Genomic DNA, 17985 nt, shown 5'->3' with positions numbered 1-17985 from the left:
CAGGCGTGGTGGACGGGGCAGCAGCGGGCACGACGGGTGCGGGCACGGCGGCCGGGGCGGTGGCGGCCGGCGAGGGCTTCCTCGGCGCCTTCTTCGCGGCCTTGGCGGCAGCGGCCTCGCGGGTCGCCTCCTCCTTGGCGCGGGCCTTCTCGTCGGCGCGCCGCTGCTTGTCGAGCTTGGCCTGCTCGCGACGCTCCGCGCCGGTGGCGGGCTCCGCCGAAGCGGTCGGACGCGCGGGAGCCGGCAGCGGCGCGGCGGGCACGAACACGGGCGTCGGCGCAGCGACGGGTGGGTGCTCGGGGTTCACGCCGACCGGGTTCTCGGCCGTGCGCGGCAGGTCGATGGCGGAGGTCTGGTACTGGCCGCCGAGCTCGTCGCGGACGACCTCGCCGCCGATCAGCTCGATGACCCGCTTCTGCATCTGGTCGACGATGCCGGAGTCGTGGGTGGCCATGATCACCGTGGTGCCGTTGGCGTTGATCCGCTCGAGCACCTGCATGATGCCGGCGCTCGTCAGCGGATCCAGGTTGCCGGTGGGCTCGTCGGCGAGCAGCACGGCCGGCTTGTTGACGACGGCGCGGGCGATGGCCACGCGCTGCTGCTCTCCGCCGGAGAGCTCGTGCGGGAGGCGCTGCTCCTTGCCCTGGAGGCCGACCATGTTGAGGACGTCGGGGACGGCCTCCTGGATGAAGCCGCGCGACTTGCCGATCACCTGGAGGGTGAAGGCGACGTTGTCGAAGACCGACTTGTTGGGGAGCAGGCGGAAGTCCTGGAACACCACCCCCAGGCTCCGCCGGTAGTAGGGGACCTTGCGGCTCGACAGCTGGTTCAGCTGCTGGCCCAGGACGTGGATCGTCCCTTGCGTGGGCCGGTCCTCCTTGAGCACGAGACGCAGGAAGCTGGACTTGCCGGACCCGGATGCGCCGACGAGGAAGACGAACTCCCCCCGGAGGATCTCGAGGTCGACGGAGCTCAGCGCCGGTCGGGGGTTGCCGGGATACACCTTGGATACGTGGTCGAACCTGATCATGTCGTTTCGACCCTAGGCATCAGAGGTGCGTATCGCCGCATCGACTCACCGCGGCGAGCGGTCCTCCGGACTCTCTCAGGCGCGGTCGGGGGACTTGCGCCAGCGGATCCCCGCGGAGATGAAGCCGTCGAGGTCGCCGTCGAACACGTTGGACGGGTTGTTGACCTCGTGCTCCGTGCGGAGGTCCTTCACCATCTGGTACGGCGCGAGCACGTAGCTGCGCATCTGGTCGCCCCAGCTCGCCGTGATGTTGCCCGCGAGCTCCTTCTTGGTGGCCGCCTCCTGCTCGCGCTGCACGAGCAGCAGGCGCGACTGCAGCACCCGGAGGGCTGCGGCGCGGTTCTGGATCTGGCTCTTCTCGTTCTGGCAGGTGACGACGATGCCGGTCGGCAGGTGGGTGATGCGCACCGCGGAGTCCGTCGTGTTGACGGACTGGCCGCCGGGGCCGGACGAGCGGAAGACGTCGACCCGCATGTCGTTCTCGGGGATCTCGATCGACTCGGTCTGCTCGATGAGCGGCACGACCTCGACGGCGGCGAACGAGGTTTGGCGTTTGCCTGCGGAGTTGAAGGGGCTCATGCGCACGAGCCGGTGGGTGCCCGCCTCGACGGAGAGCGTGCCGAATGCGTACGGCGCGTCGATCTCGAAGGTCGCCGACTTGATGCCCGCCTCCTCCGCGTAGGACGTGTCGAGCACGGTGGCGGAGTAGTCGTGCTGCTCGGCCCAGCGCAGGTACATGCGCATGAGCATCTCGGCGAAGTCGGCCGCGTCGACGCCGCCGGCGCCCGCCCGGATGGTGACGACCGCGGGGCGCGGGTCGAACTCGCCGTTGAGGAGCGTCTGCACCTCGAGCTCGTCCATGATCTTCGTGATGCCGGCGAGCTCGACGACCGCCTCCTCGGCGGACTCCTCGTCGTCCTTGGCCATCTCGACGAGCACGTCGAGGTCGTCGAGGCGGCGCTGCAGCTCGTCGATGCGCTTGAGCTCGGACTGGCGGTGGCTCAGGTCGCTCGTGACCTTCTGGGCCTTCTCGGTGTCGTCCCAGAGGTCCGGCTCGCCCGCCTGGGCACTCAGCTCCTCGACCTCCTGCTGCAGGCGCTCGACGCCGATCACCGAGCGGATGTTGGAGTAGGTGTCGCGCAATTCTGTGATCCGCGAAGAGAAGTCCTGGTCGATCATGGTGCCGCCCAGCCTACCGCCAGGCCCGTCGGCGGCGTCCGGGCCAGGGCCGGCCCGCGCGTAGGCTCGGGGGCGATGTCGACCCCCGATGCCCCCTTCTCCCTCCGCGCGGTGGCGCTCCCGGCGCTGCTCCCCGCGCTCCTCTTCTCCATCGGCGAGGGGGCGATCATCCCGATCATCCCCATCGTCGCGGGCAGCCTCGGCGCCTCGCTGGCGATCGCCGCGTTCATCGGCGGCATGATCATGCTCGGCGAGCTCGTCGGCGACATCCCGAGCGGATCCGTGGTGAGCCGCATCGGCGAGCGGACCGCCATGATCGGCGCGGCCTTCGTCTCCATCGGCGGCCTGGTGCTGTGCCTCCTCGCGCCGAACCCGCTCGTGCTCGGCGTGGGCGTCTTCCTCATCGGCGTCTCCACCGCCGTCTTCGCGCTCGCCCGGCACGCGTTCATGACGAGCTTCGTGCCGCAGGCCTACCGGGCCCGCGCCCTGTCGACGCTCGGCGGGACGTTCCGCGCCGGGTACTTCGTGGGGCCGTTCCTCGCGGCCGGCGTGATCCACCTGACGGGCACGTCGCAGTCGGCGTTCCTGATCCACATCGTCGCGTGCCTCGCCGCCGCCGTCACGCTGCTCGTGCTGCCCGACCCCATGGACGTCGTGCGCCGCAACCGCGCGGACCTGCAGAGCGCCGCGGCAGCGACCGCGGGCGAGCCGCAGGACGACGAGTCGGTCGCCGCCGCGGCGGGCACCGCTCCCCCGGCCCGCGAGTCGGCCGGCCTCGGCCGCACCCTCTGGCGGTTCAAGGGCGTGCTCGTCAAGCTCGGGTCCGGTGCCGCCCTCATCGGCGCGATGCGCGCGGGCCGCGGCGTGCTCCTCCCCCTCTGGGCCGTCAGCATCGGCATCTCGGACGCGAACACGGCGCTCATCATCGGCATCGCGGGCGGCGTGGACTTCGCCCTCTTCTACGCGAGCGGCCAGATCATGGACCGCTTCGGCCGCCTCTGGAGCGCCGTGCCGTCGATGGTCGGGCTCGGCGCCGGTTACCTCGTGCTCGCGCTGACGCCGGACCTGCCGTCGAACGTGCAGTGGTTCATCGGAGTGGCCATGTTCATGTCGGTCGCCAACGGCGTGGGCTCGGGGATCCTCATGACCCTCGGCGCCGACCTCGCCCCGCGCGAGGACCCGGCACCCTTCCTCGGTGCCTGGCGCTTCACGGGCGACGCCGGCAGCGCCGCGTCCCCGCTCCTCATCGCCGCGCTCACCTCCGCCGCGTCCCTCGCCGTCGCCAGCGGCGTGATGGGCGTGCTCGGGCTCATCGGCGCCGGGATCCTCGTGCGGTACGTGCCGAGGTACGCGCCGAGCAAGCCGCGCCCGACCGCCTGAGGTCCCCTCACCCGCCTCCCCCAGGCCCGACGGGCGCGGCGCCCGGCCCGACCAGCACGCTGCGGGCCGTGCTCGTGACGTCGATGCGCACGCCGTCGGGGGCGAACAGCGACGCCACGGGCGGGATCCACGTGGCCGACAGCGTGACGCGCGCGCTGCGGCCGTCCGGCGCCGTGGCACCGTCGACATGGAGGTCGTGGATGCCCGCGGTCGGCTCGTCGGCGAGGAAGGCGGCGACCGTGGAGGCGACACCGGCGTCCGTGAGGGGCGGCAGGGCGACGCCGTCGTCGTCGACCGCGATCGCCGCAGCGCCGTCGCCGTCCACGTCGAAGGACTCGGCGCCCGCCAGCGCCGCCGCGTCCGCCAGCGAGAAGAGGCGCACGCGCTCGAGGTAGAGCGAGGACGCCGCGGACACCATGAGGATCACCGCGAGACCCAGCGCGCAGGACGCGATCACGAGCGGCAGGATCGAGCCGTCGTCCTCGTGCGCGCCCGCGCGGACGATCGATGCGCGCCCGCGACGCGGCCACGGCCGCCCGCCGCTCACCGTCCTCCTCGTGCGAAGACCGACACGCGCTCGTCCGCGTCGCCGTGGACAGCGACCGATCCGGGCGCGTCCGGACCGGCGACCGGTGGCGCGAGCGGCAGCTCGGCGGCGACGCGCACGGACACGTGCACGAGCGACCGCGGGGAGTGGCAGCGCCCCGGATCCGGCGTGCACGTGATGTCGAGGGCGATGCCGTCGGGTGCGATCCCCTGGTCGGCGAGCGCGACCTCGACGGCCGACCGCGCCTCCCGGCGACCGGCCGCGTCGTCGTCCGCGCGCACGTACACGCGGGCCGCCTGTCGCGCCGCGCCCTCCGTGCCGAGCGCCGCCCCCTGGATCGCCGACAGGGCGATGACGAGGTAGACGAGCGGGACGAGGAGGAGCACGCCCGCGGTGATGAACTCCAGCGCCGCCGAGCCGCGGTCGTCACCCCAGGCGCTCCACGGCCGCATGGCCCGTCACCTCCAGCCCGCGGTCGACGCCCAGGAGGCCGACGAGGGGCAGCGTCGTCCGGACTGTGACGCTGACGACCGCGTGACCGAGCACGGTGCCCGTGCCCGCGGTGACGTCCTCCGCATAGCGCGGCCCCACGGCCGTCGTGATCAGCTCGCGTGTTCGCTCGATGCCGTCGGCGCGGGTGGCCCCGGCGAGCGCGGCCGTGCGCGCACCCTCGGCGGCCGCGTCGAGCACGGTCGTCCGCACGTGGAGCGCCAGCGCGAGCTGCACCACCGAGAGGGCGAGGACGACGAGGAGGGCGCCGACCATGACGAACTCGGCGGGTGCCGAGCCGCGGTCGTCGCGCATCAGAACGATGTGACCCGGTCGATGGCCTGGGTGAAGACGTTCTGCAGCAGCGGTCCGGCGACGCCCCACAGGATGATGACGAGTCCGGCCGTCATCAGCGTGATGAGCACCCAGCCGGGCACGTCGCCGCGGTCGTCATCCCACGGGCTGCCGGGTGCGGCATCGGCGCCCAGAGCGCCTCGTTCGTCGGTCATGTCGTGCCTCTCGGTCGTTGTCGGATTCGGGATGGGTCGTCGGCGTCCGCCTACAGCCCGAGCTGCAGGACGAAGACACCGGGGAACAGGGCGAAGACGATGGTCAACGGGAGGATGAGGAACACCAGCGGCACGAGCATCCCCACCTCCTTGCGGCCGGCGCTCTCGAGGAGCTCGCGCTTGGCGACCTCGCGCGCGTCCTGGGCCTGCGCGCGGAGCACCTCGGCCAGCGGGGTGCCGCGCTCGAGGGATCCGGCGAGCTGGTCGACGAGGCGGGACACCGCGGGCATGGCGAGGCGTCGCGCCAGGTCGTCGAAGGCGCGGGTGACGGGGATCCCAGTGCCGACGTCGGCGACCACCCGCCCCCAGCTCCCCCGCGAGCTCGCCGGACCCGACGCGGGCCACGCGGCGGAGGGCGTCGAGCAGGCCCTCCCCCGCGGCGAGGCTGAGCGCCAGGAACTCCAGCACGGTCGGCAGCTCCGCCTGGATGCGCGCGATCCGGCGCTTCGCACGTCGTTCGAGCGCGGTGTCGCACGCGACCAGCTCGGCGACAGCCGCGACGACGGGCACGGCGACCAGCTGCGTCTGCGGCAGCCCGCCCGCCACGACGGCGGCGCCTCCGGCCAGGGCGGCGATCACGATGCCCGCGGCGGTCCCGAGGACGAGGCCGACGAGCTGGCGCGACCGGTGCCGCTCGACGTCGTCGGTCGAACCGGACTGGCCGAGCAGCCGCTCGATCCGCTCGGTGCCGCCGAGCACGCGAGCGAGGCCACGCCGCAGGGGGATCACCGCCGGGGCGCCGAGCGTGCCGAGCACGGGCAGCGGGTGGACGGTGGTGAGGGCGAGGTGCCGACGCGCGCCCTCGGAGACGTCGAGGACGTGCGGGGCGACGCGGTCGAGCAGGCGGGCCCGACGGAACCGGGGAACCGCGCCCATCATCGTCCAGAGCCCCACGCCCGCGACGAGTCCGAGGACGGCGCCCCAGGACTCGATCCCCGTCACGCGAACCACCTCCGGTCCTCCGGGAGCCGCCCGAGCGCGAGCATCAGCCGGTAGGCGACGGCGGACACGACGAGCCCGACGACGATCACGACGGTGCCCGCGGCGGTGTCGTACGCGGCGACCGCCTCCGACCGGGTGGACAGGAGCGCGAGGATGATCCACGGGGCCGCGACGCCGAGCTTGGCCGCGTTCACGACCCACGACTGCCGGGCCTCCGCCTCGCTCCGGATGGCGGCCTCGTCCCGGAGGAACCGCGCCAGCCCGCGGAGAACGTCCGGCAGCTGCGTGCCGCCCACCTCGCGCGCCATGCGCAGCGTCTCCAGGATGCGGTCTGCTGTCGGATCCGCCAGCTGCTCCTTGAGCTCGTCGAGCGCCACGGCGAAGCTGCCCGTCGTCCGGTGGACGGACGCGAACTCCCGGAAGGCGGGCCGCAGCACGACGGGGCCCGCGACGGCGAGCGACGCCACCGCGTCCGGGAGCCCCATGCCCGCGCGGACCGCGCTCACGAGGTGGTCGACCACGTCGGGCCACACCTCCCGATGGGCACGGCGACGGGACGCGGATCGCGCGCCCACGACCGCCCACGGCAGCAGCAGGCCGGTGGCCGCGGCCGCGAGCGCGGCGCCGTCCACGCGGAGGAGCGCTTCCACGAGCACGCCCGCCGCAAGCCCGACCAGCGCGGAGACGGCGAGGAACGAGCTCACGGAGACCCGGGCCAGCCCCGCGTGGGTGAGGCGGTCGTGCACGGACGCGGTCAGCCCGCGTGATCGCGTCGACCCGTCGGGGGACGCGGGCCACAGGCGCGGCGAGATCAGGAGCACGAGGCCCGCGCCGAGCGCGAGCCCGAGGGCGACGCTCACGGCGCCCCCACCAGGATCCGCAGCGGGTCGAGCCCGGCGGCGCGGTACTTCGCCAGGTGCGCGGGCTGCCCGCCGGTGGACGTGAGGATCCCGTCCTCCAGCGCGAACACGGAGCTCGCCTCGATGACCATGCCCGCGTGTCTACCCCCGGGCGCGAGGATGTCGACCACCCGCCGGGCACCGGACGGCAGCACCTCGAGGTGCACGACGAGGTCGACCGAGGTCGCGACGGTCGGCACGACGAACGCGGAGTCGATGTTGCGGCCGGCCAGCAGCGGCAGCGTGCACAGCTTGACGAGTGCCTCGCGCGCGCTGTTCGCGTGGATGGAGCACATGCCCGGCACGCCCGAGTTGAGCGCGATGAGGAGGTCGAGGCACTCCGCCTCGCGCACCTCGCCGACCACGAGCCGGTCGGGCCGCATCCGCAGCGCCTCCTTGATGAGGCGACGCAGCGTGATCTCGCCCGAGCCCTCGAGGCTCGGCTGCCGGCACTGCATGGCCACGACGTCGCGTCCCGCCGGGTCCAGCTCGAAGGTCTCCTCGACCGTCACGATGCGGTCGGACGCGCGGGCCGCGGACAGGAGGGCGTCGATCATCGTGGTCTTGCCCGTGTGCGTCGCTCCGCTCACGACGATGGACAGGCCCGCCCGCACGCTCATGCGCAGGAACTCGGCGGCCTGCAGCGGCAGGCTGCCGAGGGCCACGAGGTGGTCGAAGTCGCGGATGCGCCGCGAGAACTTCCGGATGTTGACGGCCCAGTGGCGGCGCGTGACGTCGGGGATCACCACGTGCAGCCGCGACCCGTCGGGCAGCGACGCGTCCACGAACGGCGTCGACAGGTCGACCCGCCGCCCGGACGACTGCAGCATCCGCTCGACGAGGTCGCGCACCTCCGCGTCGGTGAGGACGAGCGGCGTCAGCTCGGCGACGCCGGCCCGCGCGACGAAGACGCGGGTCGGCGCGTTGATCCAGATCTCCTCGATCGAGTCGTCGTCGAGGAGGGGCTGCAGGGCCCCGAAGCCCGTGATGCGCGCGAGCACCTGCCGCTCGGTGGCCGCCTCGTCGTCGAGGAGCCGGGAGTCGGATCCGAGCGCCTGCTCCGCGAACCGCCGGACCTCCTCGCGCACCACAGCCGCGGTGCCCGCGGGATCGGCCGCCGCCCCGTCGTCCCGCAGGCGCTCGCGCACGCGTCCGGCGATGGTGTCGAGGGGAGTCCGCGTCTGCACCCGCTCAGGATGCTGATCAGGGGCGGATCCCGTCGGGGCCGTCCACAGGCCGACGCGTCAGCGGCGGCCCGGCACGCTCAGTACCCCAGCTCCGCCTTCGCCGCCGCATAGGCCTCGCGCACCGCGGGCACGCCCGGCGCGTCGAAGACCTCGTCGCCCGCCAGGGGCCACTCGGGGACGCTGCCCGTGAGGATCCACGCGGCCTGCTTCGCGGCGCCGTCGGCGACGAACTCGCCCGCGTCCGGCACGTGGATCGGGACGCCGAAGATGGTCGGCGCGATCTCGCGAACGGCGCGGTTCTTCGCCCCGCCGCCGATGAGGAGCACGCGCTCCACCTCGACGCCCTGGCGCGTGATCGCGTCGAGGCCGTCGGCCAGGCCGCACAGCATGCCCTCGACGTGCGCACGGGCCATGGTCGCCGGCGTGCTGTTGCGGAGGGTCATGCCGTGGAGCGACGCGGTCGCGTCGGGGAGGTTCGGCGTGCGCTCGCCCTCGAAGTAGGGCAGGAGCACGAGGCCGTCGGATCCCGCGGGGGCCTCGAGCGCGAGCTCGGAGAGGCGTGCGTGGTCGACGCCGAGGAGGCGCGCGCCGCCGTCGAGCACGCGCGCGGCGTTGAGGGTGGCGATGAGCGGGAGGAAGTTGCCCGTGGCGTCCGCGAAGCCGGCGACCGTGCCGGTGGCGTCGGTGATGGGATCCGCCGTGACGGCGAAGACCGTGCCCGACGTGCCGATGGAGACGACCACGTCGCCCGGCACCGCGCCGAGCCCGAGCGCGGCGGCCGCGTTGTCGCCCGCGCCGGGACCGACCGGGATGCCGGCCGGGACGCCGGGGATGCCGTCGCCGGTGACACCGGCGGACTCGCCGGGGCCGAGCACGCGCGGCAGGCCGACGACGCGGCCGAGCGCGCGCTCCAGCAGGTCGAGGCGGTACTCCCCCGTGACGCTCGACCAGTACGCGGTGCCGCTCGCGTCGGAGCGGTCGGTGGAGAGGGCGGCGAGGTCCGGGGATCCGGCGCCGTGGCCGAGGAGGCGCCAGTTCAGCCAGTCGTGCGGGAGGGCGACGGCGGCGACGCGGGCCGCGTTCTCGGGCTCGGCGTCGCGGAGCCAGCGGAGCTTGGTGGCGGTGAAGGACGCGACCGGGACGACGCCCGTGGCGCTCGCCCAGGCGTCCGCACCGAGCTCGTCGCGGAGGTCGGCGGCGGCCTGGGCGGATCGGGTGTCGTTCCAGAGGAGCGCATCGCGGACGACCGCGCCAGACTCGTCGAGGCAGACCATGCCGTGCTGCTGGCCGCCCACCGAGATCGCGGCCACGTCGTCGAGGCCGCCCGCGTCGGCGATGGCGGCGAGCAGCGCATCCCACCAGCGTTCAGGATCCACCTCCGTCCCGTCGGGGTGGGACGCGCGGCCGGAGCGCACGAGCGCGCCCGTGTCGAGGTCGCGGACGACCACCTTGCAGCTCTGCGTGGAGGAGTCGATGCCTGCTACGAGTGTCTTCGTTGTCACGATCAACATATTAGGGGGCGTCCTAAGCTGGTCGGGCACCCGCGGGAGTGGTGGAATCGGTAGACACGCAGGATTTAGGTTCCTGTGCTTTCGAGCGTGAGGGTTCAAGTCCCTTCTCCCGCACCAGCGACGGGGCCCGCCACGGCCTCCTCGCCGCGACGCTCCGACCCGCAGCGAGGAGCTCCCGTGGACGAACGCATCCGCCTCTGGACCGACCCCACCCCCGTGCACCCGGTCCCCCGCCTCGCGGAGGCGCTCGGCCTGCACCCCGAGCGGCTCCTGATGAAGCGCGACGACCTCATCGGCTGGGGCGGCGGCGGGAACAAGGCCAGGAAGCTCGAGCACTCGCTCGGCCGGGCCGTCGCGCGCGGGGCCACCACCGTGGTCACCACAGGGGCTGCGCAGAGCAACCACGCGCGGATGACGGCGGCGGCGGGCGCGTCCCTCGGCCTCGACGTCGTCCTGGTGCTCGAGGGCCACGAGGTCGCCGCGCGCGGCAACGTGCTGCTCGACGGGCTGTTCGGCGCGCGCATCGAGTGGTCGGGCGACGAGGGCGCGGAGTCGCGCGCCGCGTCCGTCGTGGCCGAGCTGGAGGGTGCGGGCACGCGCGTGCACCGCGTGGCGTTCGGCGGATCCGACGCGCACTCCGTGCAGGGCTTCGTCGACGCGGGGCACGAGCTCACGGCGCAGGTCGGTGCGGTCGACCACGTGGTCGTCGCCCTCGGCTCCGGCGGCACGATGGCCGGGCTCGTCGAGGCGCTCGGCCCCGAGCGCGTCCTCGGCGTGCACTGCGGCGCCGTCGCCGAGCCGCGCGCCGTGGTGGCGGGGTTCCTGACGGAGCGCGGGACGGGGATCGAGGCGGCTGCCTTGCGCATCGACGCGGACCGGGTCGGCCCCGGCTACGCCCACCTCACCGACGAGGCCCGGGAAGCGCTCGTGCTCGTGGCGAGGACGACGGGGATCCTCCTCGACCCCACCTACACGGCCCGCGCGGCGGCGGGGCTGGCGGCCGCGGTGGGCGACGGGTCCATCGGAGCGGACGACCGCGTCGTCCTCTGGCACTCGGGCGGCGTCCCGGGGCTCTTCGGCCACGCCGACCTCGGCGCCTGACCCGCGCCAGGTCCCTCGACCGGGGGTGTCCGGGTCTCGGCCGGCGGACGGCCGCTCCCGATATCCTGTGCTCTGCCACAGGTCGCTCCGCTCACGTCGCGACCCATCACGACTGGAGCCCCACGTGCATCCCCAGCTCTTCGACTTCCTCGACTCGACGACCCTCATCGAGTCGTTCGGGGGATTCGCCCTCATCGGGATCTGCCTCATCATCTTCGCCGAGACGGGACTGCTCTTCGGGTTCCTCTTCCCCGGCGACACGCTCCTCGTCATCGCCGGACTGACCCTCCCCGGGATCACCGGCATCGACATCTGGTGGGTCTGCCTCGCGATCGCCTTCTCCGCGTTCGCGGGCGGCGAGGTCGGCTACCTCATCGGCCACAAGGCCGGACCGAAGGTCTTCGAGCGCAAGGACTCCGGGATCTTCAGCCGCCAGAACGTCGTGCGCACCAACGCGTTCTTCGCGCGCTTCGGCGGGCTGGCGGTCATCGCGGCGCGCTTCGTGCCCATCGTCCGCACGTTCGCGCCGATCGCCGCGGGCGTCGGCCACATGGACTACCGCAAGTACTCCTTCTACAACGCAATCGGCGCGCTCCTCTGGGGCGCGGGCCTCACCTTCCTCGGTCACCTGCTCAACGGCTTCCCGCCCATCCGCGACTTCGTCACGCACTACATCGACTACGTCCTGCTCGGGGCCGTATTCATCACCGTCGTGCCCGCGGCGATCCACTTCCTCCGCGCACGGAAGCACGCGCACGACGCGGCCGGCGTCCTGCCGAGCGGCGAGGACCTCGCGCTCACCCCCGAGGAGTTCGACCAGGACCCCTCGAACGACCCGCGGCGCTGACGGGCTCCGCTCCGCGCCCGCCCGCTGATCCGCGGCCGCGCGCTGATACGCGGCGCGGCATCCGGTCGGGTCAGACGTGGTGCCGGTGCTCGTGCCCGGCGTGCTCCTCGGGCTCCAGCTGGAACGTGCTGTGCTCGACGTCGAAGTGGTCGTCCAGGCAGCCGGCCAGCAGGTCGAGGAGTTCACCCGTTCGCCCGTCGCGGAACACCTCCTGCTCCACGACGACGTGGGCGGTGAAGACGGGGGAACCGGATGTGATGGCCCACACGTGCACGTCGTGCACGGCCGTGACGCCGGGCGTCTCGAGCAGGTGCGCGCGGATCCGCTCGGGCTCGGTGCCCACGGGCGTCGACTCGTTCAGCACGCGCACGACGTCCCGCAGCAGCACGACCGCGCGCGGCACGATGAGCGCCGCGATGACGAGCGATGCGATGGCGTCCGCACGGCCGAAGCCGGTCACCAGGATCACGACGCCCGCGGCGATGGTCGCGACGGAGCCGAAGGCGTCGCCGAGCACCTCGAGGTAGGCGCCGCGCATGTTGATCGAGCTGCCCGCTCCCCCGCGCAGCACGACCAGCGCGGCGACGTTGGCGACGAGACCGATGCCCGCGGCCATCAGCATGACGCCGGGGTCCACCTCGGGGCCCTGCGGGGCGAGCAGCCGCTGGACGCCCTGCACGGCCACGTAGACGGCGACGCCCGCGAGGATCAGCCCGTTCACGAGCGCGCCGAGGACCTCGCCGCGCTGGAAGCCGAAGGTGTGCCGGTCGGTCGCGGGACGCGCGGCGACGATGGTGGCGACCAGGGCGATGCCGAGGCCCAGGAGGTCGCTCGTCATGTGGCCGGCGTCGGCGAGGAGCGCGAGCGAGCCGGAGACGAGCGCTCCGACGACCTCGACCACGAGGACCGTGGCGGTGATCGCGATCGCGATCACGAGGACCGTGGCGGTGATCGCGATCGCGATCACGAGACGCCGTCGGTCGGTCGTGGCCGCGCCGTGGTCGTGCGATCCGGGAGCCATGCGTCCACCGTACGGGCCCGCCGTCATGCGGATCCAGCCAGGAGCGCAGTCGGGAACGACTCCCGATCTCATGAGGGTGAGGAGGTGCCGTCAGCCCTCGCCGAGGAGCTCCCGGCGGACGACGGGCATGATCGCGTCGAACGCCAGCGCTCGGTGGCTGACGCGGTTCTTCTCGTCCGCACTGAGCGCCGCCGCGCTCGCGCCGCCGGTGGCCGGACGGAAGATCGGGTCGTAGCCGAAGCCGCCCTCCCCCGCCACCTCGCGCAGCACGGATCCCTCCCACACACCGAGGGCGGTGCGCTCGACGAGGCCGTCGGCGGTGGGGACGACGATGGCTGCGGCGCACGTGAAGCGCGCGCCGCGGTGGGCGTCCGGCACGTCGCCCAGCTGCCAGAGCAGGAGCTCGAGGTTCGCGCGGCTGTCGCGCGCGGGCCCCGACCAGCGCGCCGAGAAGATCCCGGGCGATCCGCCCAGGATGTCGACGCCGATTCCCGAGTCGTCGGCCAGCGTCGCGTGCCCCGTGTGCAGCGCGGCGGCACGGGCCTTGATGAGCGCGTTCTCCTCGAAGGTCGTGCCGTCCTCCACTGGCTCCGACCCGTCGTAGGCGACGAGGTCGATGCCGTCGAGGCGCGCACCGAGGATCCGGCGCAGCTCCTCGACCTTGTGGGCGTTGTGCGTGGCGAGGACGAGCGGGATCACGGCCGGTACCTCAGCGACCGAGCGCCTGCGCCTGCAGCGCGGTGAGCGTGGTGCCGCCGCCGAGCGCCAGGTCGAGCAGGGCGTCCAGCTCCGCGCGGTCGAAGGGCGCGCCCTCGGCGGTGCCCTGGACCTCCACGAACGACCCGCTGCCCGTCATCACGACGTTCATGTCGGTCTCCGCGCGCACGTCCTCGACGTAGGCGAGGTCGAGCAGCGGCTTCCCGTCGACGATCCCGACGGAGACCGCGGCGACGCTGTCCTTGAGCGGCGTGGCGCGCTGCGCGATGAACTTCCTCTCGCGGCCCCACTCGAGCGCGTCGGCGAGGGCGACGTACGCGCCCGTGATCGCCGCGGTGCGCGTGCCGCCGTCGGCCTGCAGCACGTCGCAGTCGATGACGACGGTGTTCTCGCCGAGCGCCTTCATGTCGACGACGGCGCGGAGGCTGCGGCCGATGAGACGGGAGATCTCGTGCGTGCGTCCGCCGACCTTGCCCTTGACGGCCTCGCGGTCCATGCGCTCGTTCGTGGCGCGCGGCAGCATCGCGTACTCGGCGGTGACCCAGCCCTGGCCGCTGCCCGCCTTCCAGCGCGGCACGCGGTTCGTGAAGGACGCGGTGCAGAGGACGCGGGTGCGGCCGAAGGAGATGAGGGCGGATCCCTCGGCCTGCTCGCTCCAGTCCCGCTCGATCGTGATCTCGCGCAGCTGGTCGGCGGTACGGCCGTCGTGGCGGGGGGTGTCGTCGGTCATGTGCGGCCTCAGCTCGGGTCGGGGGTGGATGGGGTGCCGTCCGCGTCCGGAGGCGTCGCCGCGTCCGGTCGCGGTCGGCGGGGAAGGGTGATGGCGCCGGTCTCGACGAGCTCGACGTGCGTGACGCCGGAGCCGAGCATGCGATGCGCGAGCGTCTCGAAGTCGGAGGCGCTGCCGCCGGTAGCCTCGTACCGGATCACGGGCGGGGCGTCGGAGCGGCGCTCGAGGCCGGCCGACACCAGCTCGCGGTACACGTCCTTGGCGGTCTCGGTGTCGCTCGAGACGAGGGTGACGTCGGGTCCCATGATCAGCGAGATGGCGCCCTCGAGGAACGGGTAGTGGGTGCAGCCGAGCACGAGCGTGTCGACGCCCGCCGCGCGGAGGGGCGCGAGGTACCCCTCGGCGGCGGACATGAGCTCGGGCCCGGAGGTCTCGCCGCGCTCGACGAAGCCGACGAAGTCCGGCGCTTCCGCGGAGGTGAGCGCCAGGTGCGGGGCCGCGGCGAACGCGTCGTCGTAGGCGCGGCTCGTGACGGTGGCGTGCGTGGCGATGACGCCCACCCGGTGGTTGCGGGTGACGCTGACGGCGGTGCGCACGGCCGGCTGGATCACCTCGACCACGGGGATGTCGTAGCGCTCGCGGGCGTCGCGGAGCATGGCCGCTGACGCCGTGTTGCACGCGATGACGAGCATCTTGACGCCGCGCTCGACGAGGTCGTCGAGGACCGCGAGCGCGTAGCGGCGGACGTCCGCGATGGGCTTGTCGCCGTAGGGCGTGTGCGCCGTGTCGCCGATGTAGATGATCGACTCGCGCGGCAGGAGCGCGGCGACCGCACGGGCCACGGTGAGGCCGCCGACGCCGGAGTCGAAGATCCCGATCGGCGCGTCGCTCATCCGCCTAGCCTACCGGCGGGCTCGTCGGCCCCTGCCGCCGTACGGCTCGCGACCCCCGTCACAGCGACCGCCGCGCATCCTCCTGGGCGACGAGCTCCGGCAGGTCCTTCAGCCGGCGCAGCCCGGCGAGCGGCTGGGCCATCCGCGCGTTGCCGCGGAGCCGCTCCTGGTTGCGGTCGAGGAACCACCAGTAGCCGGCCGTGTACGGGCAGGCGGTCGGGCCGACCCGCACCTTCGGGTCGAACGGGCAGCCCCCGCAGTGGTCGGACATGCGGTCGATGTACGCACCGCCTCCCGCGTAGGGCTTCGTCGCCATGCGCCCGCCGTCCGCGTGCAGCGCCATGCCGACGACGTTCGCCGGCATGACCCACGGCGTGCCGTCGACGAAGGAGTCGATGAACCAGTCGTTCATGGCGGCCGGGTCGTAGCCGCGCTGGAGCGCGAGGTTGCCGAGGATCATGAGCCGCTCGATGTGGTGCGCCCACCCGTGCGTGCGGACCTTGTCGACGACATGGGAGAGGCACGCCGCCTCGATGCCGGACGCGTCGAGCTCCTGCAGCGCGGTGGGCACGCCGCGGTGCGCGTCGAGCCGGTTCTGCGAGGTGTAGTCGTCCTCGAACGCCCAGTAGAGGTGCCACACGTAGTCGCGCCAGCCCATGATCTGCCGCACGATGCCCTCGACGCTCTGGATGGGCGCGTGGCCTGCGGCGTGCTCCGCGACGATGCGCTCGATGACGTCCGCGGGATCCAGCACCCCCATGTTCATGGTGGCGCTCAGCAGCGAGTGCGCCATGGTCCAGTCCCCCGCGAGCGACGCGTCCTCGAACGGGCCGAAGTCGTTGAGGCGGCTGGCCACGAAGTCGTCGAGCGCGAGGCGCCCCTCCTCGGGCGTGACGGCGAAGCGCCGCGGGCCGTCCTCCCCCACGAACCGCACGAGCCCCTTCCGCTCCCACTCGTCGAGGTCGGCCCGGACCTCCTGGTCGATCTCGTCCTCCTCGGGCCACCACGGCTCGGGCAGGCCGAGGCTCGTCGCGCCCTTCGGCGGCGGCTCGCGGTTGTCGTGGTCGTAGTTCCAGCGGCCGCCTACGGGCACGTCGCCGTCCATGAGGATGCCCGTGCGGGCGCGCGACCACCGGTAGAAGTCCTCCATGACGAGGCGGTTCGAGGTGCGGCCCGCCATCCACTCCGCGAACTCCTGCTCGCTGGTGACGAAGCCGCGGCTCGGCAGCACGTGCGCCCCGATCTCCGCGACGAGGCGCCGGAGACCGCGGGAGGTGGGGTCGATGACCTCGAGGTCGTTCCGGCCCTCGACGACCTCCCGGTAGTGGTCCACCTGGTGGAACTCGACCCGGTCGCCCAGCGCGCGGGCGCGGTGGCGGATGCCCGACAGGATGAGGTGCGCCTTGGCCCGGTGGTACGGCCGTCGGGCGAGCAGGCCCCGCGACTCGATGAGCAGCATCGGCCCGCCGTCGTCGAAGTGGTCGCCCAGCTGGTCGGCGAGGATCCATCGTGTGCGCTCCATGGCACGAACCTAGGCCGGACCACCGACAGCGGCCCGGTCCGTGCGCGATGCGGACGGCCCGCCCGCCGGACGCCGCCCTAGGCTGTCCCCGTGCACCAGGCGACCTCCCTCCTCACCGACCGGTACGAGCTCACGATGCTCGACGCAGCGCTCAAGGCGGGCACCCACGACCGCGAGTGCGTCTTCGAGTGCTTCGCCCGGCGGCTGCCGAGCGGCCGGCGGTTCGGCGTGGTCGCGGGCACGGGCCGGCTCCTCGAGCTGATCCGCGACTTCCGCTTCGGCGACGCCGAGCTCGAGTACCTGCGCACGGAGCGCGTCGTCGGCGAGGAGGCGCTCGCCTGGCTCGCCGACTACCGGTTCCGCGGTCGCATCACGGGCTACCGCGAGGGCGAGGTCTACTTCCCGGGTTCGCCGCTCCTCACGGTCGAGGCGCCGTTCGCCGACGGCGTGATCCTCGAGACCCTGGTGCTCAGCGTCCTCAACTACGACTCCGCGGTCGCGAGCGCCGCCGCGCGCATGGTGCAGGTCGCCGGCGGGCGCCCGCTCGCCGAGATGGGATCCCGCCGCACGGGCGAGCGGTCGGCGGTCGCCGCGGCACGCGCCGCCTTCATCGCGGGCTTCAGCGCCACCTCGAACCTCGAGGCCGGCCGCACCTGGGGCGTCCCGACCATGGGCACGGCCGCGCACTCGTTCACGCTCCTGCACGACACCGAGGAGCAGGCGTTCCGGGCCCAGGTGGAGGCCCTCGGCGCGGGCACCACGCTGCTCGTGGACACCTACGACGTGCGGCAGGGCGTGGACACCGCGGTCCGCGTCGCCGGCACCGGCCTCGGCGCCGTGCGCCTCGACTCGGGCGACCTCCCGGTGCTCGTCGGCGAGGTGCGCGCGCAGCTCGACGCGCTGGGCGCGACGGGCACGCGGATCACGGTCACCAACGACCTCGACGAGCACGGCATCGCCGGCCTCGCCGCCTCCCCCGTGGACTCGTACGGGGTCGGGACCTCGCTCGTCACCGGATCCGGCGCCCCCGCGGCCGGCATGGTCTTCAAGCTCGTCGCCCACCGCGATGCGGGCGGCGGCGAGTGGGTGTCCGTCGCGAAGCGGTCGACGGGCAAGCAGAGCCGCGGCGGGCTCAAGGGCGCGCGGCGACGGCACGACGCGCAGGGGGTCGCGACGAGTGAGCTCGTCACCGTCGGGCCGCACCCGGCCCCGCTCCCCGGCGACCGCGACCTCGTCGTCACGCTGGCGGAGGCGGGCGAGCCCGATCCGCGCTGGCTGGGCCGCGAGGGCACGGCCGTTGCGCGCGAGCACCACGCCCGCGTCGTGCGCGACCTGCCCGCCCAGGCCTTCCGGCTGCGCGCCGGCGACCCGGCGATCCCGACCGAGGAGGGCGCCCCGGCCTGATGCGGACGGCACCCCGG

General features: G+C 73.5%; 20 protein-coding genes and 1 tRNA gene. 6 read left to right on the top strand and 15 right to left on the bottom strand.

Features of this window, described 5'->3' with window-relative positions; all coding sequences use genetic code 11:
- Both ftsE and prfB read right to left on the bottom strand, forming a co-directional pair.
- The coding region (gene ftsE, locus HDR73_RS13495; protein ID WP_287136465.1) for a cell division ATP-binding protein FtsE at positions 1–1030 on the bottom strand (1030 nt) is incomplete at its 3' end.
- Between the two features lie 75 nt (positions 1031–1105).
- Entirely contained in the window at positions 1106–2209 is a 1104-nt protein-coding gene (prfB, locus tag HDR73_RS13490) for a peptide chain release factor 2 (RefSeq protein ID WP_012299401.1), read from the bottom strand.
- A 75-nt stretch (positions 2210–2284) separates the two neighbouring features.
- On the opposite strand from prfB, the gene HDR73_RS13485 reads away from it, so the two are divergent.
- Complete coding sequence (locus HDR73_RS13485; protein WP_012299402.1) at positions 2285–3589, top strand: MFS transporter; 1305 nt, start codon at positions 2285–2287, stop codon at positions 3587–3589.
- Positions 3590–3596: 7 nt separating this feature from the next.
- Here the strand turns inward: HDR73_RS13485 and HDR73_RS13480 are convergent, their stop codons facing one another.
- Genes HDR73_RS13480 through HDR73_RS13460 form a run of 5 tightly spaced genes read right to left on the bottom strand, consistent with a single transcriptional unit; the run spans position 3597 to position 5493 of the window.
- Entirely contained in the window at positions 3597–4136 is a 540-nt protein-coding gene (locus HDR73_RS13480; RefSeq protein ID WP_012299403.1) for a pilus assembly protein TadG-related protein, read from the bottom strand.
- Positions 4133–4588 carry a hypothetical protein gene (locus HDR73_RS13475; protein ID WP_012299404.1) on the bottom strand — a complete coding sequence of 152 codons (456 nt, stop codon included), beginning with the start codon at positions 4586–4588 and terminating at the stop codon, positions 4133–4135. The genes HDR73_RS13480 and HDR73_RS13475 overlap by 4 nt, the downstream gene beginning before the upstream one ends.
- Complete coding sequence (locus tag HDR73_RS13470) at positions 4563–4940, bottom strand: TadE/TadG family type IV pilus assembly protein (protein WP_041464615.1); 378 nt, start codon at positions 4938–4940, stop codon at positions 4563–4565. Before HDR73_RS13470 ends, HDR73_RS13475 begins: the two co-directional genes overlap by 26 nt.
- A complete protein-coding gene (locus HDR73_RS13465; protein WP_012299406.1) occupies positions 4940–5134 on the bottom strand; it encodes a hypothetical protein in 195 nt (64 codons plus the stop codon). The genes HDR73_RS13470 and HDR73_RS13465 overlap by 1 nt, the downstream gene beginning before the upstream one ends.
- 50 nt (positions 5135–5184) lie before the next feature.
- On the bottom strand, positions 5185–5493 hold the full coding sequence (locus tag HDR73_RS13460) for a type II secretion system F family protein (RefSeq protein ID WP_223842629.1): 309 nt from the start codon (positions 5491–5493) through the stop codon (positions 5185–5187).
- Between HDR73_RS13460 and HDR73_RS13455 the strand changes: the two genes are divergently transcribed.
- Positions 5474–6190: a hypothetical protein gene (locus HDR73_RS13455; RefSeq protein ID WP_223842630.1), complete on the top strand. Its 717-nt coding sequence runs from the start codon at positions 5474–5476 to the stop codon at positions 6188–6190. The genes HDR73_RS13460 and HDR73_RS13455 overlap by 20 nt on opposite strands.
- Here HDR73_RS13455 and HDR73_RS13450 read toward each other — a convergent pair.
- From HDR73_RS13450 to xylB, 3 genes are all read right to left on the bottom strand, one after another.
- Positions 6133–6996 (bottom strand): type II secretion system F family protein, encoded by an 864-nt coding sequence (locus HDR73_RS13450; protein WP_041464616.1) that lies wholly within the window; start codon positions 6994–6996, stop codon positions 6133–6135. The genes HDR73_RS13455 and HDR73_RS13450 overlap by 58 nt on opposite strands.
- On the bottom strand, positions 6993–8222 hold the full coding sequence (locus HDR73_RS13445) for a TadA family conjugal transfer-associated ATPase (RefSeq protein ID WP_041464617.1): 1230 nt from the start codon (positions 8220–8222) through the stop codon (positions 6993–6995). Before HDR73_RS13445 ends, HDR73_RS13450 begins: the two co-directional genes overlap by 4 nt.
- A gap of 77 nt (positions 8223–8299) precedes the next feature.
- Positions 8300–9733 carry a xylulokinase gene (gene xylB / locus HDR73_RS13440; RefSeq protein ID WP_012299409.1) on the bottom strand — a complete coding sequence of 478 codons (1434 nt, stop codon included), beginning with the start codon at positions 9731–9733 and terminating at the stop codon, positions 8300–8302.
- A 32-nt stretch (positions 9734–9765) separates the two neighbouring features.
- Here xylB and HDR73_RS13435 point away from each other — a divergent pair.
- From HDR73_RS13435 to HDR73_RS13425, 3 genes are all read left to right on the top strand, one after another.
- A tRNA-Leu gene (locus tag HDR73_RS13435) sits at positions 9766–9850 on the top strand.
- 60 nt (positions 9851–9910) lie between these two features.
- Positions 9911–10834 (top strand): D-cysteine desulfhydrase family protein, encoded by a 924-nt coding sequence (locus HDR73_RS13430; RefSeq protein WP_012299410.1) that lies wholly within the window; start codon positions 9911–9913, stop codon positions 10832–10834.
- 124 nt (positions 10835–10958) lie between these two features.
- A complete protein-coding gene (locus HDR73_RS13425) occupies positions 10959–11681 on the top strand; it encodes a DedA family protein (protein ID WP_012299411.1) in 723 nt (240 codons plus the stop codon).
- Positions 11682–11751: 70 nt separating this feature from the next.
- Here the strand turns inward: HDR73_RS13425 and HDR73_RS13420 are convergent, their stop codons facing one another.
- The 5 genes from HDR73_RS13420 to HDR73_RS13400 form a co-directional block, all read right to left on the bottom strand.
- On the bottom strand, positions 11752–12702 hold the full coding sequence (locus HDR73_RS13420) for a cation diffusion facilitator family transporter (protein WP_041464995.1): 951 nt from the start codon (positions 12700–12702) through the stop codon (positions 11752–11754).
- Between the two features lie 90 nt (positions 12703–12792).
- Positions 12793–13401 (bottom strand): RdgB/HAM1 family non-canonical purine NTP pyrophosphatase, encoded by a 609-nt coding sequence (rdgB, locus tag HDR73_RS13415; RefSeq protein WP_041464618.1) that lies wholly within the window; start codon positions 13399–13401, stop codon positions 12793–12795.
- Positions 13402–13411: 10 nt separating this feature from the next.
- Positions 13412–14149 carry a ribonuclease PH gene (gene rph / locus HDR73_RS13410; protein WP_012299414.1) on the bottom strand — a complete coding sequence of 246 codons (738 nt, stop codon included), beginning with the start codon at positions 14147–14149 and terminating at the stop codon, positions 13412–13414.
- 8 nt (positions 14150–14157) lie between these two features.
- Positions 14158–15042 (bottom strand): glutamate racemase, encoded by an 885-nt coding sequence (gene murI / locus HDR73_RS13405; protein WP_012299415.1) that lies wholly within the window; start codon positions 15040–15042, stop codon positions 14158–14160.
- Positions 15043–15100: 58 nt separating this feature from the next.
- On the bottom strand, positions 15101–16564 hold the full coding sequence (locus HDR73_RS13400; RefSeq protein WP_012299416.1) for a cryptochrome/photolyase family protein: 1464 nt from the start codon (positions 16562–16564) through the stop codon (positions 15101–15103).
- Between the two features lie 90 nt (positions 16565–16654).
- Here HDR73_RS13400 and HDR73_RS13395 point away from each other — a divergent pair, with 90 nt between their 5' ends.
- Positions 16655–17968: a nicotinate phosphoribosyltransferase gene (locus tag HDR73_RS13395; RefSeq protein WP_012299417.1), complete on the top strand. Its 1314-nt coding sequence runs from the start codon at positions 16655–16657 to the stop codon at positions 17966–17968.
- Positions 17969–17985: the final 17 nt, after the last annotated feature.

Source organism: Clavibacter sp., from assembly GCF_014802555.1.
GTDB classification, from domain to species: Bacteria; Actinomycetota; Actinomycetes; order Actinomycetales; family Microbacteriaceae; genus Clavibacter; species Clavibacter sepedonicus.
Note: the sequence above shows the minus strand (reverse complement) of the source record. Positions and strands in the feature narration are given on the sequence as shown.